Genomic DNA, 23,781 nt, shown 5'->3' on the forward strand with positions numbered 1-23,781 from the left:
CGCGCGGACACCGGCACCCGGCAGCGGAGGTCGACGATGAGATCCCACAAGTGGTTCACCCCGTGGCTGCTCCTCGCCCCCGCCGTGATCTGGGTGCTGGTGTTCGCGCTCTGGCCGTTCCTGAACACCGTCGTCCTCAGCTTCACGGATGCCCGCCCGCTGCGGACCCCGGAGTTCGTCGGCGGCGCGAACTACGAGCGCATGTTCGGCGATGAGATGTTCTGGAACGCGCTCACCACCTGCCTCATCTACGTGGTCGTGTGCGTGCCGCTGCTCACGATCCTCCCCCTGCTCCTCGCCCTCCTCGTGCAGAAGAAGCTCCCGGGGATCGCGTTCTTCCGCACCACCTTCTACTTCCCCGTGATCGCCTCCGTGGTCGTGGTCGCCCTCATCTGGACGTGGCTGTTCGACAGTCGCGGCATCATCAACCAGACGCTCGAATTCCTCGGACTCATCGATCAGCCGATGGCCTTCCTCGTCGACCGCTGGCTGCTGCTCGGCTGCGCGATCCTGCTGACCGTGTGGAAAGGCCTCGGCTACTACATGGTCGTGTACCTCGCGGCTCTGGGGAACGTCGGCAAGGAGCTGCACGAGGCGGCCATGCTCGACGGCGCGAGCTCCTTCCGCCGCTTCCTGTCGGTGACGATCCCCTCGGTGCGTGGGGCGATGCTGCTCATCGCCGTGCTCATCGCGGTATCCGCCATGCGGGTGTTCGCCGAGCTCGACGTGCTGTCGAAGAGCACGGGCGGCCCCGGAGGCTACGACATGTCGCTCGTGATGCTGATCCGTCAGGTCGGGTCCGGGTTGAACGGCAACATCGGCTACGCGTCCGCGATCAGCGTGGCGCTGTTCCTCCTGACGCTCGTGCCGCTGGCGGCGATCGCGTTCATGAACCGCGAGAAGAAGGCGAAGGTCTCCGCATGACGACTCTGACGACGCCCCCGGTGGAGAGCACGCCGCCCACGGAGGAGACGCCGCGACACACCCGCGAGCGCATCTTCCGCCGCCGCGGCTCGGGCGACTTCAGCAAGCCGACGCTCGGCGGACTGATCGGGCGCTACGCCCTGTTGCTCTTCGTGCTCTTCCTCGTGATCGGGCCCTTCGTCTGGCAGCTCTCCACCTCGTTCAAGGGACCGCAGGAGAATATCTACTCGTTCCCGCCCGAACTCATCCCCCGCGACCCGACGTTGCAGAACTACGCCACCGTCGCCGACATCGTCCCCGTGTACCTCTACGCGTGGCACTCGCTGCTCGTCTCCCTGGGCACCGTGCTGAGCAACGTGATCCTCGCCACGTTCGCCGGTTACGCCCTGGGCTGCATGCGCTTCCGCGGCAAGTGGATCGTCATGGGCATCCTGCTGTCCACGCTGCTGTTCCCCGGTGAGGTCACCGTGACCAGCAACTTCCTCACCATCCGCGCTCTGGGCCTCGCCGACAGTCTGTGGGGCGTCTTCCTTCCCGGTGCGATCAGCGCGATGAACGTGCTGCTCGTCGCGACGGCCTGCCGGATGATCCCGAAGGACGTGCTCGACGCGGCGACCGTCGACGGCGCGACCACGTGGCAGCGTATCCGGCACATCGTGTGGCCGAATATCCGCGGCATGGTCTCCGTGGTGGCGATCTTCGCCTTCATCGGCGCGTGGGACGACTACCTCTGGCCGCTCATCGTGCTCTCGGACCCGGCGAAGTACACGCTGACCGTCGGCATGGCCTATCTCAACAGCAGCTTCTCCGTCGACCCCCGGCTCATCGCCGCCGGCACGATGATCGCGCTGGTGCCGATCGTCATCATGTTCTCGTTCACGCAACGCTTCTTCTTCAAGGGCGTGCAGGAGGGCGCCCTGAAGGGGTGAGCCGGCCGCTGCTCCGCCCGGCCGCCGGTCCCGCGGATCCCCCCTCGTCCCGCCCGCACGCCGGCGTGCTCCCGAGCCCCGTGTTCGCCTTCACGTTCGACCCGTCCCGCGGAGAGCAGCGGATCGACCTCCCCGGTCTCGACGACATCGCGCTCACCCCGGACACGGTCCTGCACTGGGCTTTCTACGCGGACGGGCCAGGGGCCACCCTCGCTCCGCATGCCGCTCTCGCGGTCACCGTGGACGTGCGCGGCGCGGACGGCAGCAGGCTGAGCGACATCGCCGCCGTCCGCGACCGTTACGACTTCCCCCTCGGGGCCGAAGAGCAGTTCGCCGCCCGGTGGAGCATGCCGGAGCAGTGGAACGCCGACACCGTCGCCCTCGCGCCCCTCGGCTCCGGCCCGGCCACGGTCGAGCTCGTCCTCGGGACGCCCGGGCTCGCGGCGGCCCCCGGCGCGCGCACCGTCGTCACCGGCTTCGTGCAGGCCCTCGTCGCGGAGCACACGGCCCCCGCTGACCTCCCGCCCGTCGAGCGCGTCGACACCCGACGCGGCTCACACTCCGGCCCCCGCTTCTCTCGCGGGAACACGATTCCCGCCGTCGCTGTGCCCCACGGGTTCACGTTCGTCACACCCGCGACCGATGCGACGGACGCGCGCTGGCCATACCGGCCGTTCGTGCACGACGACCCGCAGGGGCGGCGCCTCGAAGCCCTGCAGTTCTCGCACCAGCCCAGCCCGTGGATCGGCGATCGGTCGGTCCTGCAGCTCATGCCGTTCCTCGGGATGCCGGCGGCGGACCGGGAGACCCGGCGCCGCTGGATCCGCCCGGGAAGCGAGCGCGCACGCCCGCACGAGTACTCCGCCGACCTCGGCGACGGTCTGCGCGTCGAGATGACCGCGACCTCGCATGCCGCCGCATTCCGCGTGCGCGCCGATGACACGGCCTCGGTCGGATTCGTCATCGATCAGCTCGCCGGCGACGGCCTCCTCACCTTCACCGACTCCGGGTTCGAGGGCTGGATCCCGGAGGGACCTGAGGACTGGGGGAACGCGCCCCGTTGCTACTTCGCCGGAACGGTGCAGAGCGAGACGGAGATCTCCCGCGGCACGCTGGCCGACCACGAGCGGTCCCGGGTCGCCGGCTTCATCCTCGGTGCAGGCGCGATCGAGGTGCGGATCGGGGTCTCGTTCCTCTCCGTCGCACAGGCCCGGCACAGCCTCGGTCTCGAAGCGCCGCCCGCCGTCTCCTTCGACGAGCTCCGCGACCGCGCTGCGACGGCATGGAACCGGCTGCTCGGACGGGTGACGATCCCTCCGCTCCCCGAGGCTGAGCTCCCGTTCCGCGCCCTGGCCGACGACGAACAGCGCTCCCGGATCGCCGCGGCGCTCCACCGCATGCACCTGTACCCGAACACGGCCGCGGAGAATGCGGGCACTGCCGTGGCGCCGGAGTGGCGGTTCGCGGATGTCTTCGCCCCGCGGACGAGGTTCGGGGAGACCGCGACGGGGGCGCCGGCGGCGGACGGCGAGCTCGTCGTCAACAACGGCTACTGGGACACGTACCGGACCGAGTGGCCGGCCCTCGCGCTTCTCGACCCCGCCCTGACCGGACGTCTGCTGGACGGACAGCTCGCACAGTACCGCCGCGGGGGCTGGATGGCGCGGTGGAGCGCCCCCGGGTACGTCGACAGCATGGTCGGGACGTCGAGCGATCAGATCTTCGCCGACGCTGCCCGATGGGGTGTGGCGTTCGACCGGGAGGCGGCGTTCGAGAGCGGCTGGCGCCATGCGTGCGAACCGGGACCGGATCCGCGGCGGGGACGCAAGGGCATCGGCCGCGGGCGCTTCCTCGGGTTCATCCCGTCGGACGTGCCGGAGGGGATGAGCTGGAGCATCGAGAACGCGGTGAGCGACGCCGCCCTCGGCCGATTCGCCGCACAGCTCGCGACGACCGTGCCGGATGCCGCGGCGAGATATCGGGCGTTCGCGCGGTACTTCTCGAATCGGTCCCGGTCCGTACGAGCACTGTTCGACCCGGCGTCCGGGTTCTTCCGCGGTCGCTCGGCGGACGGCTCCCTCGCGTCGGACTTCGACCCCCGGGTCTGGGGCGGCGACAACGTGGAGACGAACGCGTGGGGGATGTCGGTCGGCACGGTCCATGACGGACCGGGACTCGCCGCACTCCACGGCGGCCGTGCAGGCCTCGGTCGGCACCTGGACGCCCTCTTCGGGGAACCCGAGACCGCCGACGAACGCTTCGGCGGAGCCTACGGCACGGTCATCCACGAGCAGCGCGAAGCCCGCGCCCAACGATCCGGCATGTGCGCACTGTCGAATCAGCCGGCGCACCACATCCCGTTCATGTACGCCTTCACCGACCGGCCGTGGCACGGCGCGGGCCTCGTACACGGTCTCGCACGCCGCCTGTTCGCGGGCGGCCACATCGGCCAGGGCTTTCCCGGCGACGAGGACAACGGCGAGATGAGCGCCTGGTGGCTCTGGGCGGCGCTCGGCCTGTATCCCCTCGAACTGGCCTCGGGGACGCTGCGGATCGGATCGCCCCTCTCGGACGACATCCGCATCGCGCGCGGCGACGGTTCCTCGCTGCGGATCCGCTCGCGACGGAGCAGCGCCGCAGCGCACGTCCTGCAGGAGGCACGGCTGGACAGACGCCCTCTCCCCACCGCCGATCTGCCCATCGACGCACTCCGCGGCGACGCCGTGCTCGACCTCGTGTTCGGCACCGACCCGGCGCGGGCACTGGAGACAGGGGAAGACGCGCTCGACGGGGAACCGTGGCACCGTGACCTCACGGGCGAAGCGGGGCGGGCTGTCGCCTCCCCCGATACCCACGAGGCATCGCGGCTGTTCGACGACGGCGCTCCGGACGGCGATGAGGGCGTCCGTCTGCTGCCGGGGGCCTGGGCGGGGTGGCGGTTCCCCGCGCCCCGCGCGGTCACCGACGTCACCCTCACGAGCCGCGAGGGCGCGGGGGCACGGGTGCTGCGCTGGGAGGCGGAGGGCCCTGAGGGGCGATGGCAGCCGCTGTCCACGACGCACCGTGAAGACCTGGTGCCCGACCGTACGACGCCGTTCACCCTGGAGACGCGGGTCGTGACCTCGGCCATCCGCGTGCGGGCGGAGGCCGAGGTCACGCTGCGTCAGATCGAGCTCTTCGATCTGAGCTGACTCAGTGCGACGCCGCCCGGTACAGGGTCGCCTCCCCCTTCAGCGCCTGGGTGATCTCGGAGAGATAGGCCGACTGATTCGTCGCGGTGAGGTTGTACGCGACGTAGACGCCGTACCCGTCCGCCACCGTGCGGCGGGCGAAGTCCGCGGCCGTCGTGGCGTTCGTGTTCGCGAGATCGATGGCCGCGGCGCCGAGGCGACCACGATCCTCCAGACCCGGCACCGTGGGCGCGTCGTAGGTCGGGTAGTACGGGTTCCACGCGTGATCGAGCACGCTGCCGGCGTCGAACAGACCGAAGTCCGTCGTCGTGTAGGACGGGCCGATCGCATACAGCGTGATGAGCTTGTCCGGCCCGAGACGATCGCGCAGCGCCGAGGCCAGCCAACCGAAGGACTGCGCGTTCGGCTGCGGCGTGCCGTTCGCCCCGTAGTTGCTCCACTCGTCGTCGAAGTCGATGCCGTCGAGGCCGTATGCGGTCACGGTGTCGGCGAGTTGCGCGGCGAAGGCGTCGGCGTCTGCGTAGGAGGTGAAGTTCGCGAAACCCGCGCCCTGATGGTTCCCCAGCACCGACAGGAGGACCTTGGTGCCCTGGGCCTGCAGCGGGCGGATCTGGTTCTCCGCATCCTGCAGCGTCTCGGTGACGCGCTCGTTGAGATGGAGGACCGCCTTCTCGCCGTCGTAGTTGATGTTGGCGGCGAAGATCATGGCCAGATCGACGGCGGGACGGCCGGACTCGGCGAGCGTGTAGTCCGCCACGTTCGCTAAATCGTTCGAGTTGACTTCCACGTAGACCGCCAGCTTCGGCTCGACGGCCTCGACGTCGGCGACGGCCGCGGCGGAGGCGGTGAGTGCGGCAGCTCCCGCCGCGGCGAGCACCGCGACGGCAGCGAGACCCCGTCGTAGGCGGGAGGATCGTGCGGGTGAGTTACTCATGTCAGGTCTACTCCTTCGGCGTCGTTGTCGAGATCGCGCCGCGGCGTCGCGGCTCGCGGCCGACTATATCGCTTAAGCAGAGAGGCGGGAAGAGCTGCTGGCGGCACGCACCGATAGCGACGATGCTGGACGCATGCGCGCCTTCCGACTCCTCTGGCGGTACCCCGTCATCACGCTGACGGTCGTCGCGTTCGTCGCGGTGGGTGTGCTGCACGCCGCCGGCGAGGAGGCGATCGGGCGGTGGGTCGCGACGGTGTACGTGGCCGCCGTTGTGGTGTGGACGCTCATCGGCATGGTGCGCGACGTGCTCCGGGGCCACGTCGGACTCGACATCCTCGCCGTCGTGGCCATGGTGGCGACGCTTGCGGTGGGCGAGTACATCGCGGCGCTCATCATCGTGCTGATGCTCTCGGGCGGAGAGGCGCTGGAGGACTTCGCCGGCCGCCGGGCGAAGCGCGACCTCTCGGCCCTCCTCGACCGCTCGCCGCGCACCGCGCACGTGCTCACCCATCCCGACGATGCGGACTCGGACGCGGCGACGGAGGTGCCCGTCGACGACGTGGAGGTCGGCGATGTCCTGCTCGTGCGCCCGGCGGAGATCGTCCCGGTGGACGGGACTCTCCTCACGGGCAGCGCGTCCTTCGACGAATCGTCGCTGACCGGAGAGAGCCTTCCCGTCGCACGCGGTTCCGGCGACGAGGTGCCGTCCGGGGCAATCAACGGCAGCCGGGCCGTGCGCCTCCGCGCGGTGCGCACGGGGGCCGACAGCCAGTACCAGCAGATCGTCGCCCTGGTCGCCGGAGCGGAGGCCTCGCACGCGCCCATCGTCCGCCTCGCCGACCGCTTCGCGATCCCGTTCACCGCCGTCGCGCTCGTGCTCGCCGGTACCGCATGGGCGCTCTCCGGCGACGCCACACGGTTCGCCGAGGTGCTCGTGCTGGCCACGCCGTGCCCGTTGCTGATCGCCGCCCCCGTCGCCTTTCTCGGCGGTCTCTCCCGGGCCGCGAAGTCCGGTGTCATCATGAAGAGCGGTGCGGTGATCGAGGAGATCGCCCGCGTGCGCTCCGCTGCGTTCGACAAGACAGGGACGCTCACCCAGGGGCGGCCGGAACTGGTCGACGTCCGCCCCGCCGACGGTTTCGACGCGGACGGTATCCTCCGGCTCGCCGCCTCGGCCGAGCAGTACTCCTCGCACGTGCTCGCCGAGGGCATCCGCCGGGCGGCCGCCGCCCGGGGCCTGACCCTCCACGCGGCGACGGAAGCGAGCGAGACCGCGACGAACGGCGTCTCCGCGACGATCGGCGGTCGCACGGTCGTGGTGGGCAAACCGGCGTACGTGGCCTCCCTCGCCCCCGACACCGCGCGGGCGGAACTCGCGCCGGGGCAGGCCGCCGCCTACGTGGCCGTGGACGGCCGGTTCGCGGGGGTCCTCGTCCTCGCCGATGCCGCCCGTCCCGAGGCGCCCGCCGTGATCTCCTGGCTGCGGCTGCACGAGGTCGACCGGCTCGCGATGCTGACCGGTGATGTGGAGACCACCGCGGCGTCGATCGGCCGCCAGGTCGGGATCGACGAGATCCACGCCGAGCTCCTGCCACCCGAGAAGGTGCGCCTGGCCGCCGAGATGCATCCGCGGCCCGTGCTCATGGTCGGCGACGGGGTGAACGACGCCCCGGTGCTCGCGGCGGCCGACATCGGCATCGCGATGGGCGCGAAGGGCGCGACGGCCGCCGGGGACGCCGCCGACATCGTCATCCTCGTCGACTCGCTCGCGAAGGTCGTGGACGCCGTCTCGATCGGACGCCACACCCTGCGCGTGGCCTTGACCGCGATCTGGATCGGGATCGGCCTGAGCGTCGGACTGATGGTCGTCGCGATGACCGGCGTCATCCCCGCGGTGGTCGGCGCACTGGTGCAGGAGCTCGTCGACCTCGCGACGATCCTCTACGCCCTCCGCGCGCTGAGCGGCCCGCCGAGCGACCTGCGCCCGTCCGGCTGAGGGCCGTTCCTGCACCGCGTGCGGTTCCGCTTCTCCCGTCCACAGGTCCCGTGTTCACGGTCCTGCCGCTGCGGAATACCGTGACAGCCTGAGACCCCGGACTCAGACTGGAGGCATGACCTTGGACGACCCGCAGGTATGGACTCTGATCGGCGTCTTCGCCGCCGTGATGCTCGGCGGCATGACGCTCATGACGTCGCAGCTCAGCCGCGTGATCCGTGCGGAGGTGGACCGCATCGACGGAACCCTCTCCGCACGGATCGACCGCATCGACAGCACCCTCTCCGCACGGATCGACGGCCTCGACGCCCGGCTGGGACGGATCGAGACGAAGGTCGACGATCTCGACAGGGAGCTCACGAACCTCGCGACGCGATTCTGGCGCTCGCCGTGAAGACCCCGCGGCGTCAGATCGCGACGTCGCCGACGAGGTTGACCTTGATACCCATCCCGTCGAACATCGCGGCCTTCGCGATCAGCGCCTTGTCCGCGGTCTCGGCGTCCGGCGCATAGACGAGCTGCGCGTGGTTCGCCTTGTGCCGTGCCATGAACTGGTCGCGGGTGATCCCGTGCAGCACCACGTGGGCGATCGGCCACTCGGGGTTCGTGGCATCCTTCCGTCGCTGCGTCTCCTCCGCCGGCAGCTCGACGACGGACGCGCGGAAGATGTCCGCCTGCAGGACGCCGTCGGCGATGAACACCCGGGAGAGCACGACCTCGCCGGGCTTCGAGACGCCGTTGATCGTGGCACCGCCCGCGGGGAAGAACACGTGCCCCTGGCGCCAGCCCTCCGCGTTCTGCCAACCACCGAGGTGCGAGGCCGGTACGGAGCCGGAGATCTCGTACACCCACACGAACTGTCCGTCGTAGTCCTCGCCCCAGCGCACGTCGTGCAGGGTGTTGTCGGGGACGAGGCCCATCGCGCGCCACACCCGGTCCGTCACGAGGGCGTCCACTGCGACGCCCTCGTCGGCCTCGTTGAAGTGGGGGAACGCACGTCCCTCGTGCAGCACGCGAGAGCCGTCACGCGAGGTGACGGGCGGGCGGTCGGTCGAGTTCAGGATCCCTTCGGCGAGGTCGGAGGCTGGCACGAGGTCCTTCAGGCCCTGCTGGTACTGGATGCCGACGGCGTCGAGGCCGAAGTCGTCGGCGATGCGCAGCGCGGCGATGTACATCTTGAGCTGCCACTGCACCTGCTCGCGGGTGAGCTCGGTCGCGGCATCCTCGCCGTAGCGGAACGTCATCCCCCGCTCGACCAGCCAGTCGTACGCGGCATCGGCCTCCGGCTCGGTCACGTTCAGCATCTCGGCATAGAGCGCCGACTGCGACAGGCGCTCCTTGTAGATACCGGTCTTGTTGAGGAGCTCGTCGTCGAAGATCGCGTTGTACATGCCCATGCAGCCCTCGTCGAAGACCCCGATGATGGCCTTCTCCGCGAGGATCTCCGCGGCGAGGGCCTCCCCGAGCTGCTTCTCCGGGCTGTCGGGCAGCGCGGGGAGGGGACGGACGTGGGAGTCGTCATGGGTGATGGCACCGGTCTCGGTCCACTCCCGGATGCCGTCGCGGAACCACTCGTCCGTGAAGTCGACGGACCAGATCGTGGCGTACGGCTTGTCCATCTTCGTCAGGCCGGCGTTGAGGCCGAGCAGCCCGACGAGGCCGGGCCAGTCGCCGGCGAAGTTCGCGACCGTGAGGATGGGGCCCTTGTGCGTGCGGAGCCCCGCGAGCACGTGGTGCGAGTACTGCCAGACGGCCTCGGCGACGATGAGCGGCGCATCGACGGGGATGTTCCGGAAGACCTCAAGGCCCATCCGCTGGCTCGAGATGAACCCGTGGCCCGTCTCCGGGTCGACCTCGTTGGCGCGGATGACCGTCCAGCCGAGGTCGTTCAGCACGCCGGTGACTCCGGCCTCGAGCTCGACCTGCGTCGGCCAGCCGGCCGTGTTCGCCGACTCACGCAGGTCTCCGGACGCGATCAGGTAGGCGGTCTTCGGCGCGGCGGCCGGACGGGATGCCGGGGTGGGGAGGGTGTAGGCGGTCATGGGTTCTCCGTGCTCGAGGTGGTCGGGGATCCGCCGCGCTGGGTGACGGCGAGTTCATGGACGACGTCCTTCGAACCCTCGTACAGCCGCACGTAGCGGTCGAACAGGGTGTCGGCGAAGGGGCGCAGCGCGTCGTCCGGACGGACTGTGTACGCGACGGGGTTCCAGTCGGTGATCGCGGGTGCGGCACCCGACTCGGCGGTGGCGGTCGCCGCGAGGAAGGCCGCCCCGTAGCTCGCGCCGATCGTCGTCTGCGGTACCTCCTGCACGAGGCCGGTGATGTCCGAGACGATCTGCAGCCACAGCCGTCCCTGCGTGCCTCCCCCGACCGCCACGATCCGGCGGATGTCGGCGCCGGCGGCCCGCATGGTTTCCACGTTGTGCCGCACGCCCAGCGCCGTGGCCTCGAGGGCCGCCCGGTAGAGATCGCCGCGCGTGTGCGCCAGCGTGAGTCCGGCGATGACGCCGCGAGCATCGGGATCCTGGATGGGCGTGCGCTCCCCGGCGAAGTACGGCAGCATCAGGAGGCCGTTCGCACCCGGCCCCGACTCCTCGGCCTCGGCCAGCAGCGCGGGATAGTCGGCGCCGGACAACTCCTTCAGCCACGCGGTGAGCGCTCCGGATGTGGACAGGCCGCCGGCGAGGTTGCGTGTCCCAGCGAAGGCGCCGGCCGTCGTCCACATGGACGGTGTGCGCAGCGTCTCGTCCCCGGTCGCGACGAGGAACATCGTCGTGCCGTACATCAGCATGAGGTCGCCGACCTCGTGGGCGCCGACACTCACCGCCTCGGTCCAGGCGTCGATCGTGCCCGCGATGACCGGGGTCCCCTCGGCAAGACCGGTCAGATCCGCCGCGGCGGCGGTCACCGCTCCCGCGACGTCCCCCGCCCAGCGCAACGGCGGCTGCTCGATCGTCGCGGCGAATCGCTGCCACCACGGCTCGTGCCACCGCTCGGCCTCGATGTCGTACAGCGGCGAGACCTGGCTGGCCGACTGGTGGTCGAGGACGTAGGCGCCGGTGAGCTTGCGGGCGAGCCAGGAGGCCGGCATGTAGAGTCGCCGCGCGCGCTGCCAGGCCTCCGGATCCTCTTCGGCGACCCAGGCGATCTTGGGCCCCCCGGCCTGCGAGGTCAGCGTCGATCCCCCCACGCGAGTGATCTCGGCGCCGCCGAGTTCCGCCGTCATGCGCTCGATCTGCACCGTGGCGCGGGTGTCGACGCCATAGAGGATCGCGGGTCGCACGGGCTCGTCGTCCTCGTCGGCGAGCAGGATGCAGGGGCCCATGCCGCTCACACCGACGCCGCTGACCTCCGCAGCCGGGACGGCCGCGAGGAGCTCCCTGGTCAGGTCGACGAACTCGTCCCACCAGAGGCGGCCGTCCATCTCGACCCACCCGGAGCGCGGGCGGGAGACATCGTGCGCGCGCGTCGCGGACGCGAGGATCGCGCCGTCGGGGTCCACGAGGACGCCCTTGCTGCTGGACGTGCCGACGTCCACCCCGAGAGTGCAGCGCATGGTCTCTCCTTCGATCCCGACGGGCCGTCCTGGCCTGGGATCAGGCTACGCGAAATCGATTTCAAGACGCAAGGCGACGGCCCCCACTGTGCGATTCCGTCCGCGCGCCGTGGTTCCGCACGGCTCACGCCCGCGAGGCTGCCCGCTGCACCTCACCGGTGAGGACGACCGTCCGCGCGGGTTGCACGTCGCCCTTGATCCGCTCCAACAGCATGCGCGCAGCCGTCACGCCCATGTGCCTCGCCGGGAGCCGAACGACGGTGACGGCGGACGGGGACAGCGTCGTGAAAGGCAGCGACCCGATCACCGCGACGCCGAGTTCGGGCGGGGTGAGGCCGCGCTCGGTGAGGACCTGGATCGCGCCGACGCCGATGAGGTTGTTGCCGGCGACCACCGCGTCCGGCGGGTCCGACAGCGCCAGCAGCTCCTCCATCGCGGCACGCCCGCCGTCGACGCGGAACGTGGCGAAGCGCTGCAGGGAGGAGAGGTCGCGAGCCGGGTCGGCCGCCGCAAGCGCTTCCCGCCAGCCCTCCGCCCGCTCGATGGCGGTGTCGATGTGCGCGGGCCCTCCGATGTACGCGATCCGCCGGTACCCGGCATCGAGCAGGCTCCGCGTCGCTGCGGCGCCGGCCTCCCGGTTCGCCATCACCACGCTGTCGATGTCGGAGGCGGTGTGCCGGTCCACCGCGACGACGGGCCGCCCGGCGGCCATGACGGCTCCGAGATCCGAATGCTCATGAGCGGTCGCGATGATGACGCCCGACATGTTCTCGGCGAGCGCGATCCGAAGATACGTCGCCTCCTTCTCGAGCTGTGCGTCGGAATTGCACAGCACGACGGAGAAGCCCGCCTCGGACGCGGCGTCCTCCACGCCGCGCGCCATCTCCGTGAAGTACGGGTTCTCGATGTCCGGGATCACGAGCGCGATCACCTCGGAGGTCTGCGTCCGCAGCGTGCGCGCGGTGCGGTTGGGGGTGAAGCGGAGCTCCTCCGCCGCCGCCCGCACGGCAGCCGCCTTCTCCTCCGACACGCTCGTTCCGTTGAAGACCCGGGAGACCGTGGCCGGTGAGACGCCCGCCCGCTGCGCGACGTCGTAGATCGTGGCCATGGGCACCCACTGTAACCGGTTTCAGCCGGGTCACACCTCCGCGAGGAATCGGTCGAGTGTGCCACCGAGGGCATCGAGCCGGGTGCGCGCCTCGTCCGACAACGGCCGGAACGGACGACGGCAGTCCCCCAGCGCGCCCGCACCCCCGGCGCTGCGACCGGAAAGGTACTTCGCCGCCGGGAAGACATCGATGGCGACGAGTTCGGCGACGACGTGGTTGATCCGGCTCTGCACGCGCTGGGCCGCGGCCAGGTCACCGGCGTCGAGAAAGTGGCGCGCCGCCCGGAAGAGTTCCACCTGCAGCCCCACGGTGGTCCCGATGGTGCCGCGGGCCCCCGCGGCGAGCGCGGGCACGAACACCTCGTCGAAGCCGTTGATGTAGGCCTTGTCGGGGAACGCCGTCTTCATCCGCTCGAGGGCGTACATGTTGTGCGCGGTCTGTTTGAGCCCGATCACGCGCGGGTCGCTCAGCAGCTCTCCCGCCGTCTCGAGCGTGAACTCCGTCCCGGTGAACTGAGGGATGTTGTAGACGACGAGGGGAATCTCCACGGCGTCGAGCACCGCCCGGTAGTGATCGAGGATGGCGTCGATACCGAACGAGTAGTAGATCGGCGGAATCATCGAGAGGGCGGACGCACCGGCCTGCTCCGCCCGCCGCGCGAGCGCGACGGCCTCCCTCGTGGACAGAGCCCCCACGTGCGCGACGACGGGGACCCGCCCCTCCGCGGCGCTCACCGCGGTCTCGACCACCGCGGTCCGCTCGTCCGCCGACAAAAGGAGCCCCTCCCCCGACGAGCCGCAGCAGTAGATCCCCTCGACTCCGCGGGAGACGTAGTCCCGGACGAGCGCCGAGAGCAGTCCGGTGTCGACCGCCCCTTCTGCGTCGTAGGGGGTGGCGATCGCGGCCATCAGCACCCCGAGGTCCGCCGCTGTGGTCACCATGCGGTCCACCCCCCGTCCACGACGAGGTTCGATCCGGTCATGTAGCGCGAGGCGTCGGAGAGCAGGAAGACGGCCGCGCCGTTGAAGTCGGTCGCCTCCGCCATGCGTCCGATCGGGATGCGGGCGGTGTAGTTCTGCTGGAAGGTCGCGTCCTGGGTGTCCCGGCCGACGCCGGACGGCGTGAGGGTGTTGACCCTGATGCCCTGTCGGCCCCAGTACGTCGCGCAGTACCGGGTGAGGTTGTACAGCCCCGACTTCGCGGCGGAGTAGGCGACGGGTTTCACGAACGGCACCCCGGTCTGCTCCTCCTTGTAGGCGTAGATGTCCTGCACCGGCGACACCATCCCGTAGATGGAGCCGACGTTGACGATCGAGCCCGGCTTGCCGGCGGCGCGCATCCGCGCCCCGGCGGCCTGCGTCACCACGAACGTGCCGACGAGGTTCACGTCGACCACCTCGCGGAAGACGTCGAGGGGGAAGTCCTCGAACGGGCCGGAGACCTCGGGGGGCGCGCTCGGCTGTGTGTCCAGCCCCGCGTTGTTGATCACTCCGTCCGGCGCCGCGCCCCACGCATCGACGATCGCGTCGAGGCCGGCCTCGACGCTGTCCTTCGAGACGATGTCCAGGGAGACGCCGAGCAGACGGGGGCTGTCGGCGAGGTCGGGGAACGCCTCCTTCAGGCGCGCGGCGTCGACCGTGCGCGATGCCACGGCGACCCGCCCACCACGCCCGTGCAACTCGCGGACGAAGGCCGATCCGATCTGGCCGAGGCCGCCGGTCACCAGGATGATCCGGTCGGTGAGGTCGAAGATGTCCGTCATGTCGTTCGCCTTTCTCAGCTCACCGCGTGCCGCGCGAGGTTCTCGCGGTCGTACTCCAGGCCGTTCCCCGGCGCTCCGGTCGGGACGAAGAACCCGTTCTGCGGCCGCTGCGGCACGATGACGCCGAGGTCGCTGAGCGTGCCCCCGTCCGTCATCTCGCCGAACAGGGCGTTGGGCACCGCGCAGAGCACGTTGGCCGTGAGCTCCATCACGAAGTGCGGCGTCATCGGGGCGTTGTACGCCCGGCCGAGGGCGGCGATGTCCATGTAGGGCGTGATCCCGCCCACGCGCCCGACGTCGGCCTGGATGAAGTCGCAGGCGTCGGCGAGGAGGTACTGATTGAACTGCTGGAGCGTGTAGACGTTCTCCCCGAGGCCGATCGGGATCGGCGACCGGGCCCGGAGGCGAGCATGGGAGGCGACGTCGTCCACGCGCAGCGGCTCCTCCACCCAGTAGAGGTTGAGGTCGCGGAAGCGCGTGACCGCCCGGACGGCCTCCCCGTAGGTCCATCCCTGGTTGGCGTCGACCATGAGCGGGTACTCCCCCACGGCTTCGCGGATCTTGGTGAGCCGGTAGACGTCCTCTTCGAGGTCCGGCTTGCCGACCTTGACCTTCCCGGCGGCGTACCCGTCGGCCTTCCACTCCTTGACCTGCTCGACGACCTCTTCCGCGGACAGGTTCAGGTTGATGCCGCTGCCGTACAGCGCGACCCGGTCACGTACCTGCCCGAGGAGCGTCGCGAGCGGCTGCCGGTAGTGCAGCCCCAGCAGATCCCACAGCGCCACGTCGATCGCGGCGAGCGCGAGCGTGGTGGTCCCGCCGGGGCCGTTGTCGCGCAGGTGCTGCCAGGAGTGCTGCCAGACCGCCCGCGGATTGACCTCGCGGCCGATGAGCGTGGGGATGAGCTCACGCAGCGCCGCCATCATCATCTGGCCGCCGACGCCGGACGTGTGGCTGAACCCGGTGCCGACCAGACCGGTGTCGGTGGTGATGTCGGCGAGGATGATCTCGATGTGGGTCACCCGATGGATCTGGTCTCCCCACGGCCCCTTGGGGAGGGGGATGCGGGAGAGCTGGAGGTCGATCGATTCGATTTTCATGCGGGGTCCTTCCGGGACGAAGAGGAGGGGTCGGAGGGGCGTCAGCCCTTGACGGCGCCGGCGGCGAGTCCGGCGACGAGGCGCTTCTGCACCAGGAGGAAGCCGACGACGACGGGGAGCACCGAGAGCACGCCGCCGGCGGTGAGCAGATCCCAGCGGATCTGGTACTCGCCGATGAACAGGTGCAGGCCGACCGGCAGGGTGCGGGTCGCCGTCTGCGAGGTGAACGTGAGGGCGTAGAGGAACTCGTTCCAGGTGAGGATGAACGCGTAGGTGCCGGCCGCGACCATCCCCGGCCGCAGCAGGGGCAGCAGGAGGATGCGGACGATCTGCGCCGACGAGGCCCCGTCGATCTGACCCGCCTCCTCGATCTCGCGGGGAATGGAGTCCGCGAATCCCTTGAGCAGCCACGTGGCGAAAGGGGTGGCGAACGCAGCGTGCACGAGCGCCAGACCGAGGGTGGTGTCCATCAGCCCCATGCCGCGCAGCTGCCCCTGGAGCGAGATCACGAGCAGCACGGCGGGGAACATCTGTGCGAGCAGCAGTCCGATCATGACGGCCCCGCGCCCGCGGAAGTCGAACCGCGACATCGCGATCGCGGCGCCCGTGGAGACGACGAGCGTGACCGGGACGGCGATCGCGGCGACGGTGAGGCTGTTCCGCAGATAGGTCAGGAACGGCGTGGTCGACAGCAGCTCGGCGTAGGACGCGGTCGTGAACTCGGAGGGGATGAGGTTCGCTCCGGCGCCGGCGAGCTCGTCCCGCGGCGTGAGCGACGTCAGCAGCATCACGATGTACGGCCCGAGCACCAGCGCGAGCACGCCGAGGAGCGCGATCGTGAAACCGGTCCGTCCCGCGAGACGGCCGAAGCGGACGGGGGCGGTGGTCGCACTCATCGCGTGGTGTCCTTCCGGGTGAGGCGCACATAGAGCGCGATGAAGACGGCGAGGAACAGGGCCTGGATGACCGCGTACGCCGCGCCGGCGCCGAAGTCGCTGGCCTTGTAGGTCGTCAGGTACGACTCCAGCGCCAGAGTCGTCGAGGAGGTGCCGGGCCCGCCGCCGGTGAGGATGAAGATGAGGTCGACGTAGTTCGAGGTCCAGATCAGGCGCAGGAGCGTCGTGATGAGGATCGTCGGGAGGATGGCGGGCACGACCACGTGACGGAACACCCCGACCGGGCCACACCCGTCGATCTGTGCGGATTCCTTCAGCTCGCCGGACACGCTCTGCAGCGCCGCGAGGATCATGATCGCGAACAGCGGGATGCCCTGCCAGACGTCGATCATCACCAGTGTCGGCAGCGCGGTGCTGTTCTGCGACAGGAACTCGATCGGCGCGTCGATGACGCCCGCGTTCAGGAGCCACTGGTTGAGGACGCCGTTGTTGGGGTCGAGGATCCACTTCCACATCAGCGCCACCAGGACGCTGGGCGTCGCCCACGGGATCATGATGAGTCCGCGGTAGACGCCGCGCAGGGGGAAGCGGTTGTTCAGCATGAGCGCGAGCGACAGCCCGCCGATCAACTGGAGGGAGACCGCGCCGAACGTCCAGAACGCTGTGCGGCCGAGCGTGGGCAGGAACTCCGCCGTGCCGATGACACTGGCGAAGTTCTGGAACCCGACGAACTCGAGCACACCGGTGAAGACGCTCACGTCGTTGAACGAGAACCAGATCGACCGGACGAGCGGGTACCCGGCGAAGACCGCGACCAGCACGATCGCCGGCGCGAGCAGGACGAGGGGGGCGACCGAGCCGCGGCGAGCGCGTCGCCGCGGCCGGGTCACCGGCCGGCGCGGGGCCGGCCGGCCGGTGACGACCGCTTCCGTGAGGGTGGAGCTTGCCATGTCGGTCCTCAGCGCAGCACGTCGGACATCTTCGTCAGCACGTCCTGGCTGCTGATCTCACCCTGGAACGCCTGCTGGATGAGCGGGTTCCACTCCTTGGCGGCGAGTTCGGCCACCCCCTCCAGCGCCGGCCAGGTCTTGGCGGTGGGGATCGCGTCGACCGCGACCGCGAGCTGCGGGTCGGACGAGTATGCCTCGGTGTCGATGACCGACTCGAGCACGGGCAGCTGGCCCTGCGGCGAGGCGGAGATCTTCTCCATCTGTGCCTCTTCGCTCAGCCAGGAGATCCACTCCCAGGCCGCGTCCTTCTTGTCGGAGCCCTCGAGGATGACGTTGCCGCTCATGCTGCCGAGCGTCGCGCCCGGCTTCCCGTCCTCCGTGGGAATCGGGACGACGCCGAGCTTGTCGCCGAAGACGCCCTGCAGCTCCTTCAGGGAACCCGGGTGGTGGATCATCATGCCGGTGAGGCCTTCGACGAAGTTCGTCTTGACATCGGCGAAGGCGGCCGTGATCGATCCGGGGGGCGCCGCCTGCAGGTCGGTGACGATGCGGAGGTAGTCGTCGTTCACCGCGACGCCCTTCGCGTCGTCCAGGACGACCTCACCGGAGTCGTCGACGACCGACGCGCCGCCGGCGTACATCCACGCGAGCCACTGGTCCTGTCCTCCCGCACCGCCGCGGACGTCGATGCCGTAGCGGCCATCGCCGGTGAGGGCGGCCGCCGCGTCGAGGAGGTCCTGCTGCGTGCGCGGCGCCTCGAGCCCGAGCTCCTCGAAGTAGTCGGTGCGGTAGTAGAGGTAGAGGGTCGTGTACTGGTGCGGCAGCATGTACACCGCGTCCTCGCCGGGCAACTGTCCCGTCGCCCAGAGGGAGTCGACCACATCGTCCGAGGCATCCCAACCGTCGACGTACGAGGTGAGGTCGGCGATGGCTCCCTGCGGCGCGAACTGCCCGAGCCACCAGTCCTTGCTGCGGGCGGCGTCCGGACCGGTGCCGTTCATCGCGGAGGACACGAGCTGGTTTTGGTACTGGTCGAGCGGGATCGTCTCCAGCACGACCTTCACGTCGTCCTGGGCGGCGTTGAATTCCTCCGCGAGCTCCGTCCAGGTGGGGTCGGTCGCGTCGTCCTGCCAGAGCCAGTAGGTGATCTCGACGGGATCGTCGCCCTCGCCCGACGGGGCGCTCCCGGCACAGCCGGCGGCGAGGGCGACGACGCCGAGGGCGGCCAGGGCGGGGAGGATTCGGGTGGATCTCATGATGCGTACTCCTTCGTCGATCAGATGAGGGTCGTGCGAAATCGATTTCAAGACGGGGGTGGCGACGCGCGTCGAAGCGGGCGCCCTCAGACCGACAGCGGGGCCGTGGCGCCGAAGTCGATGTCCGGGTAGCGGTTGCGGACACCGTAGAAGTGCGCGTCCAGCTCGTGGACGGCCCGGCGGGTGTCGCCGGCCTCGATCGCATCGATGATGCGACCGTGCATCGCGGCGATGGCCGGGTCCTCCTCGACGGGCTCCTCCCGTCGCGCCGCGGCGAAGACGACCCAGAACGACTGCAGGAACTGGTCGACGAACGCGTTGCCCATCGGCGCGAGCAACCCCCGGTGGAACTGCTGGTCGAGCTCGGCGAAGCTCTCGTTGCGCAGCGCGCGCTCCACCATCTCCTCCGAGAGCAGGCGGAGCCGGGCGAGGTCGCCGGGCTGCAGGCGCGGGATGACCAGCGGCAGCAGGGACGTCTCGAGCGCGTGCCGTACTTCCAGGAGCTCGCGGGTGGCGGCCTCCGGGTCGTCGACGAACCCGATCCAGCGGGTGGCGAGATCGGCGGCCCGGAATCCCCGCCAGACCCGGCGCGCCCCTTGTCGCGACGCGACGATGCCGAACGCCTCGAGCACGCTGAGAGCCTCGCGGATACGCTGCCGTCCCACCTCCAGCACGGCGCCGAGCTCGGCCTCGGTGGGCAGCGGATCGCCGATCTCCAACCCGGAGCGCTGCAGATGCTGGGCCAGACGTCGAGCGAGCGCGTCCGACAAGTCGGACCCGGTGACCTCAATCTTGTCTGACATGCTCCGTTCGCTCCTTCGCGATATCGGCGGAAAATCTTGTCACGAGCCTAGAGAGTCGCCCCGCTTGTCGTCAAGTATTCTCCTGGGCACACTCACTTGTCCGACAAGTAAGAGGAGCGCACGCAGAAATGCCGCGCCCCCCAGGTCGCGGCATCCCGCCCCTGGCCGTGCCCGGAGCCCGTCAACGGTGCGCGGCCACCACCTGCGCGACGGCCGCCCGCTCGTCGGCGGAGGGTTCGGCGATCGCCATGCGGCAGTGCGTGTCGACGACATCGAGCACGCGGTACGCCTCCTTCATGCGTGCCATGTCGCCGCCGATGAGCGCGACGACGTCGTCGACGGCCGTCTGCGCGGCGGCGATGGCCGCGGCATCTCCGGAACGCCCGGCGTCGGCGAGGGCCCGGAATGGCTTCGGCGTCACGGAGGAGACGCCGGACACCACGCCCTGCGCGCCGGCTTCGACGGCCGCGATGAGGTCGCGGTCGGCGCCGGTGTACAGCTCGAAGCCCGCGGGCACGGCCGCGCGATAGGCAGCGATGTCGTCGAGGGAGAGCTCGCTCACCTTGGCTCCGACGACGTTCGGAAGCGCCGCGATGCGCACCAGCAGCTCCGGTGACACCGGGTTCCCGCTGCGGGCCGGATAGATGTAGACATACAGCCGCCCGTCCCCCACCGCCTCCGAGACCGCGCGGTAGTAGTCGAGGATGGCGTCGTCGGTGGCCGGCAGGTAATAGGGGGTGAGGGCAGCGAACTCCGTGGCGCCCAGCTCCTTCGCGATGCCGACGAGTCGCACGGCCTCGAACGTGCTCGGCTGCCCGACGTGCACGATGACGCGCATCCGGTGCGCCAGTTCCTCCAGCGCCGCACCCACGAGCCCCCGGAACTCGTCCGTGTCCACGGCGGGGAACTCGCCCGTGGTGCCGAGAACGAAGGCGCCCTCGTTGCCCGAGTCGGCCACGAACCGGAAGATCGCGCGCGACCCCTCGAGGTCGAGGGTCCCGTCGCGGTGGAACGCGGTCGGGACGGCGGTCAGGATGTCGTAGCGGGTCACTTCTCGGTCTCCTCGGGGGTCGTGCTCTGGCGGTTCTTGCGGTCGGCGCGTCCCCGGCGCGCACCGGCGTCGACGTTGCGGACGGTGGAGGTGAGCAGGTCGGGCTGCGCCGCGAGCTCGTCGTGCGCCTTCTCGAGCTGCACGATGCTGTCGGTGTGGAGGATCGAGTCCTCCAGCGAGGCCCGCTCTGCCCGGGGCGTGCGGGCGGCGCGGATCGCGGGCATCACGATCGACAGCACCGCGAGCGCGAGCAGGACGAGGGCGATCGGGCTGACGACCTCGAAGAACGGCCGCGTCGGCAGGATCGCCAGCGTGCGGGCGAGGTTCTCCTCGGCGAGCGGACCGAGCAGGAGACCGAGCACCACGGGTCCTGCCGGGACCTGCATGCGCTTGAGCAGCACGCCGACCACACCGAAGACGAGCATCGTGACGACGGTCGACAGGCTGTTCGAGGTGGCGTACGTGCCGATGATGCAGAAGATGAGGATGCCGCTCCACAGATACGGCTGCGGCACGTCGAGCAGCTTGACCATGCCCTTCATCCGCACGAGGCTCAGCGCGAGCGACAGGAGGGTCGCGACGAGCATGATCCCGACGATCGAGACGACGAGGTCGGGGCGGTTGGTGAACAGCGTGGGCCCGGGGGTGATGCCCCAGATGATCATCGAGCCGATCATCACCGCCATCACGGAGTCCCCGGGGATGCCGAGTGCCATCGTGGTGGTCAGCGAGCCGCCGAGCGTGGCGCTGGAGGCGGTGTCGGACGCGGCGACGCCCTCGATCGATCCCTTGCCGAACATCTCCGGGTGCTTCGACGCCTTGCGCGCCCGCTCCCAGCCGATGAGCCCGGCGATGTCGCCGCCGGCCGCCGGGATGAGGCCGACGCCGAGGCCGACCGCGCCGCCGACCGCGGTGGCCCGTCCGCTCTGCTTCAGCTCGGCGCGGTTCGGCCACCACCGCCCGAGGCTCGAGATCGGCCGGACGTGCGACTTCCGGTGCGTGAGGAGCTGGTCGAACAGCTCGGCGATGCCGAAGAGGCCGATGATGACGGCGATGAAGTTCACGCCCTCGACGAGTTCCAGCACACCGAACGTGAAGCGCTGGTCGGCGGTGGCGGCGTACGTTCCGACACTGCCGAGCATGAGTCCGAAGAGGCCCGCGAGGATGCCCTTGAGCATCGACTTGGACGAGATGCCGATCATGATCGCGATGCCGAAGACGACGAGCGCGAACAGCTCGGGCGACTTGAAGTAGTCCCGGGCGAAGCTGGCGATCGGCACGGCGGCGACCGAGAAGAGCACGAGCGAGGCGAGGATGCCGACGGCCGACACGATCGCGGAGATCGTCAGCGCGAGACCGGCCCTGCCCTGTTTCGCCATCGGATAGCCGTCGAGGGTGGTGGCGATGGAGGCGGGAGTCCCCGGGGTGTTGATGAGGATGGACGGCACCCGGTCGCCGAAGTTCGCCGCGACGTAGATCGTCAGCAGCACCGCGAGGCCCTGCACGGGTTCGAGGGTCATGGTGAAGCCGGCCGCGAGCGCGACGGCCATGGTCGCGGTGATGCCGGGGAAGGCGCCGACCATGAAGCCGAGGACGAGACCGACCGCCATGTACAGCAGGATCGAGATGTCGAGGAGCGAGTTCAGCCCCTCCAGGAGCGCGTTCACAGGGGGATCCTCAGGAGCATGCCGAAGACGACGTAGACGAACGCCGTGACGGCGGCGGAGTAGATGACGAGGCTCAGCCAGCGGCGGTGGCCGTAGAGGAGCATCAGTGCGGCCATGAGCAGGGCGCAGGCGATCGGGAAGACCTCGATCCGGTAGCCGAAGAGGATGACCGAGCCGAGGGACCAGAGGGCGATGAAGGCACCGGCGATCGCGATCGTCGCGACCACCCGGAGGACGCCGCCCGGCTGGATGCGCTCGAGGTCCTCCCGCGTGGGTGCCGGTCGCGTGATCGCCACGGCGAGCAGGGCGATCGCGATCACGACGCCGGTCACGCCGATGACGAGCGGCCAGAAGCGCGCGTCGATCTGTCCGGGGGCGGCCTCGCGGCGCAGCGGGATCTGCGTGGCGAGGAAGAGATAGCCGGCGGTGATCGCGAGGGCGACGGCGGCGAACGCGATCTCGAGGGGTCGCGAGGCGGTCGCCCCCTCGTAGCCGCCCGGCGCGGCCGACTCGGCCGCGGTGTCGGGGCTGGTCATGGTGCTCCTTCGTCGGAGGACGCGGCGGGGCCGGCGCGTGCCGACCCCACCGGAGGTGTTCAGCCCAGGAGATCCTGGAACAGGGCGAACTGGTCGTCGACGAACCCGGTCCACTCCGCGGAGTCGCGGTAGACCACGAGGTTGCCGGCGTCGGCCTGGAACTTCTGGTAGCTCTCGGACTCCACAGCCTCCTTGACGGCGGCCTCGAGGGCGTCGTGCACGTCGTCGGGCAGGCCGTCCGGTGCGTAGATGCCGCCCCAGCCGCCGAAGACGACCTCTTCGCCAATGGCCTCCTCGACCGTCTCGACGTCCTCCGCGTCCGGGTGACGCTCGTCGTTCATGACCGCGAGGATGCGGACGGCCTCGCCCTGCGCGAGGGCCTCGCCGAGTCCGGAGACGGCGGCGACGGTCTCACCGGACGCGGCGGCCGCGACCGCCGTGGCGCCACCGTCGTAGGGGACGGGGGTGAAGTCGGCGTCCGTGGCCTGGCCGAGACCGAGGGTGGCGGCCTCCCAGATCGAACCGGCACCGGAGTTGGCGACCGTGACGGCGCCGGCCTTGGCCTGGGTCACGAGGTCGTCGAGCGTCTCGATGCCGCTGTTCGCGCCGACGGTGACCACACCGGGGGCCAGCATGATCTGGCCGAGCAGGTCGAAGTCCTCGGGGAGCACGTCGGCGCTCTGGGTGGTGTTGAGCATCGCGATCTCGACAGGGGCGAAGCCGATGACGTAGCCGTCCGGATCCTGCGAGCCGACGTACTCCATCGCGAGCGCTCCCGCGGCACCGGGCATGTTCTCCGGGATGACGCTGACGCCGAGGATCTTCTCCAGCTCGGTGGCGAGCGCGCGGGAGGAAAGGTCGGAGCCGCCGCCGGGGTTGGCCTGGATGATCAGCCGGATGTCGTCCTCGGGATAGGTCGAGGCGGCCCCCTCGCTCTCGTCGACCTTCGTGCAGGCCGACAGCACCAGAGCGGTGGCGGCGAGGGCGGCGAAGGCAGCGGCCGCCCGAGTGATGCGCATGCGGGGCATCTTTGCTCCTCTACGTGGGTCGACCGTGTTGTCGACACCGCGAGGCTATCAGTGTTGACTGTTAACAGTCAACACTGATAAGGGTTACCGCAC

Annotated in this window: 20 protein-coding genes; 5 read left to right on the forward strand and 15 right to left on the reverse strand. The window is 70.1% G+C overall.

Annotation, left to right across the window (positions count from 1 at the left end; translation table 11 throughout):
- Positions 1–36: 36 nt before the first annotated feature.
- From FY549_RS03265 to FY549_RS03275, 3 genes are read left to right on the forward strand one after another with little or no spacing between them, the layout of a single operon-like run.
- Positions 37–924 carry a carbohydrate ABC transporter permease gene (locus tag FY549_RS03265; protein WP_187614914.1) on the forward strand — a complete coding sequence of 296 codons (888 nt, stop codon included), beginning with the start codon at positions 37–39 and terminating at the stop codon, positions 922–924.
- Positions 921–1,853 carry a carbohydrate ABC transporter permease gene (locus tag FY549_RS03270; protein ID WP_149083816.1) on the forward strand — a complete coding sequence of 311 codons (933 nt, stop codon included), beginning with the start codon at positions 921–923 and terminating at the stop codon, positions 1,851–1,853. Before FY549_RS03265 ends, FY549_RS03270 begins: the two co-directional genes overlap by 4 nt.
- Positions 1,850–5,044, forward strand: coding sequence for a GH92 family glycosyl hydrolase (locus FY549_RS03275; RefSeq protein ID WP_149083817.1), 3,195 nt, complete (start codon positions 1,850–1,852; stop codon positions 5,042–5,044). The genes FY549_RS03270 and FY549_RS03275 overlap by 4 nt, the downstream gene beginning before the upstream one ends.
- A gap of 1 nt (position 5,045) precedes the next feature.
- Here the strand turns inward: FY549_RS03275 and FY549_RS03280 are convergent, their stop codons facing one another.
- Positions 5,046–5,978: an endo-beta-N-acetylglucosaminidase H gene (locus tag FY549_RS03280; protein WP_200838821.1), complete on the reverse strand. Its 933-nt coding sequence runs from the start codon at positions 5,976–5,978 to the stop codon at positions 5,046–5,048.
- 133 nt (positions 5,979–6,111) lie between these two features.
- Here FY549_RS03280 and FY549_RS03285 point away from each other — a divergent pair, with 133 nt between their 5' ends.
- Positions 6,112–7,974 carry a heavy metal translocating P-type ATPase gene (locus FY549_RS03285; RefSeq protein WP_149083818.1) on the forward strand — a complete coding sequence of 621 codons (1,863 nt, stop codon included), beginning with the start codon at positions 6,112–6,114 and terminating at the stop codon, positions 7,972–7,974.
- 115 nt (positions 7,975–8,089) lie between these two features.
- Complete coding sequence (locus FY549_RS03290) at positions 8,090–8,368, forward strand: hypothetical protein (RefSeq protein WP_149083819.1); 279 nt, start codon at positions 8,090–8,092, stop codon at positions 8,366–8,368.
- Between the two features lie 13 nt (positions 8,369–8,381).
- Here FY549_RS03290 and FY549_RS03295 read toward each other — a convergent pair whose 3' ends face one another.
- The 14 genes from FY549_RS03295 to FY549_RS03360 all read right to left on the reverse strand — a co-directional run bounded on the left by FY549_RS03295 (position 8,382) and on the right by FY549_RS03360 (position 23,679).
- Positions 8,382–10,016 carry a fucose isomerase gene (locus tag FY549_RS03295; protein ID WP_149083820.1) on the reverse strand — a complete coding sequence of 545 codons (1,635 nt, stop codon included), beginning with the start codon at positions 10,014–10,016 and terminating at the stop codon, positions 8,382–8,384.
- Positions 10,013–11,530 carry an FGGY-family carbohydrate kinase gene (locus tag FY549_RS03300; RefSeq protein ID WP_149083821.1) on the reverse strand — a complete coding sequence of 506 codons (1,518 nt, stop codon included), beginning with the start codon at positions 11,528–11,530 and terminating at the stop codon, positions 10,013–10,015. The genes FY549_RS03295 and FY549_RS03300 overlap by 4 nt, the downstream gene beginning before the upstream one ends.
- A 124-nt stretch (positions 11,531–11,654) precedes the next feature.
- A complete protein-coding gene (locus tag FY549_RS03305) occupies positions 11,655–12,638 on the reverse strand; it encodes a LacI family DNA-binding transcriptional regulator (protein ID WP_149083822.1) in 984 nt (327 codons plus the stop codon).
- 30 nt (positions 12,639–12,668) lie between these two features.
- Complete coding sequence (locus FY549_RS03310; protein WP_149083823.1) at positions 12,669–13,580, reverse strand: dihydrodipicolinate synthase family protein; 912 nt, start codon at positions 13,578–13,580, stop codon at positions 12,669–12,671.
- A complete protein-coding gene (locus FY549_RS03315) occupies positions 13,574–14,401 on the reverse strand; it encodes an SDR family oxidoreductase (protein WP_149083824.1) in 828 nt (275 codons plus the stop codon). The genes FY549_RS03310 and FY549_RS03315 overlap by 7 nt, the downstream gene beginning before the upstream one ends.
- Positions 14,402–14,415: 14 nt before the next feature.
- Positions 14,416–15,501 carry a mandelate racemase/muconate lactonizing enzyme family protein gene (locus FY549_RS03320; protein ID WP_149083825.1) on the reverse strand — a complete coding sequence of 362 codons (1,086 nt, stop codon included), beginning with the start codon at positions 15,499–15,501 and terminating at the stop codon, positions 14,416–14,418.
- 41 nt (positions 15,502–15,542) lie between these two features.
- Positions 15,543–16,397, reverse strand: coding sequence for a carbohydrate ABC transporter permease (locus FY549_RS03325; protein ID WP_149083826.1), 855 nt, complete (start codon positions 16,395–16,397; stop codon positions 15,543–15,545).
- Positions 16,394–17,347: a carbohydrate ABC transporter permease gene (locus FY549_RS03330; protein ID WP_149083827.1), complete on the reverse strand. Its 954-nt coding sequence runs from the start codon at positions 17,345–17,347 to the stop codon at positions 16,394–16,396. Before FY549_RS03330 ends, FY549_RS03325 begins: the two co-directional genes overlap by 4 nt.
- A gap of 8 nt (positions 17,348–17,355) precedes the next feature.
- The gene (locus tag FY549_RS03335) at positions 17,356–18,603 is read right to left on the reverse strand and encodes an ABC transporter substrate-binding protein (protein ID WP_149083828.1); all 1,248 of its coding nucleotides are present in this window, start codon (positions 18,601–18,603) and stop codon (positions 17,356–17,358) included.
- Between the two features lie 86 nt (positions 18,604–18,689).
- Entirely contained in the window at positions 18,690–19,406 is a 717-nt protein-coding gene (locus FY549_RS03340; RefSeq protein WP_149083829.1) for a FadR/GntR family transcriptional regulator, read from the reverse strand.
- Positions 19,407–19,587: 181 nt separating this feature from the next.
- The gene (locus FY549_RS03345; protein ID WP_149083830.1) at positions 19,588–20,457 is read right to left on the reverse strand and encodes a dihydrodipicolinate synthase family protein; all 870 of its coding nucleotides are present in this window, start codon (positions 20,455–20,457) and stop codon (positions 19,588–19,590) included.
- Positions 20,454–22,124, reverse strand: coding sequence for a tripartite tricarboxylate transporter permease (locus FY549_RS03350; protein WP_149083831.1), 1,671 nt, complete (start codon positions 22,122–22,124; stop codon positions 20,454–20,456). Before FY549_RS03350 ends, FY549_RS03345 begins: the two co-directional genes overlap by 4 nt.
- A complete protein-coding gene (locus tag FY549_RS03355; RefSeq protein WP_025102656.1) occupies positions 22,121–22,660 on the reverse strand; it encodes a tripartite tricarboxylate transporter TctB family protein in 540 nt (179 codons plus the stop codon). Before FY549_RS03355 ends, FY549_RS03350 begins: the two co-directional genes overlap by 4 nt.
- 59 nt (positions 22,661–22,719) lie before the next feature.
- Positions 22,720–23,679, reverse strand: coding sequence for a tripartite tricarboxylate transporter substrate binding protein (locus FY549_RS03360; protein ID WP_200838823.1), 960 nt, complete (start codon positions 23,677–23,679; stop codon positions 22,720–22,722).
- Positions 23,680–23,781 lie beyond the last annotated feature (102 nt).

It is taken from the genome of Microbacterium sp. 1S1 (assembly GCF_008271365.1).
Taxonomy (GTDB): domain Bacteria; phylum Actinomycetota; class Actinomycetes; order Actinomycetales; family Microbacteriaceae; genus Microbacterium.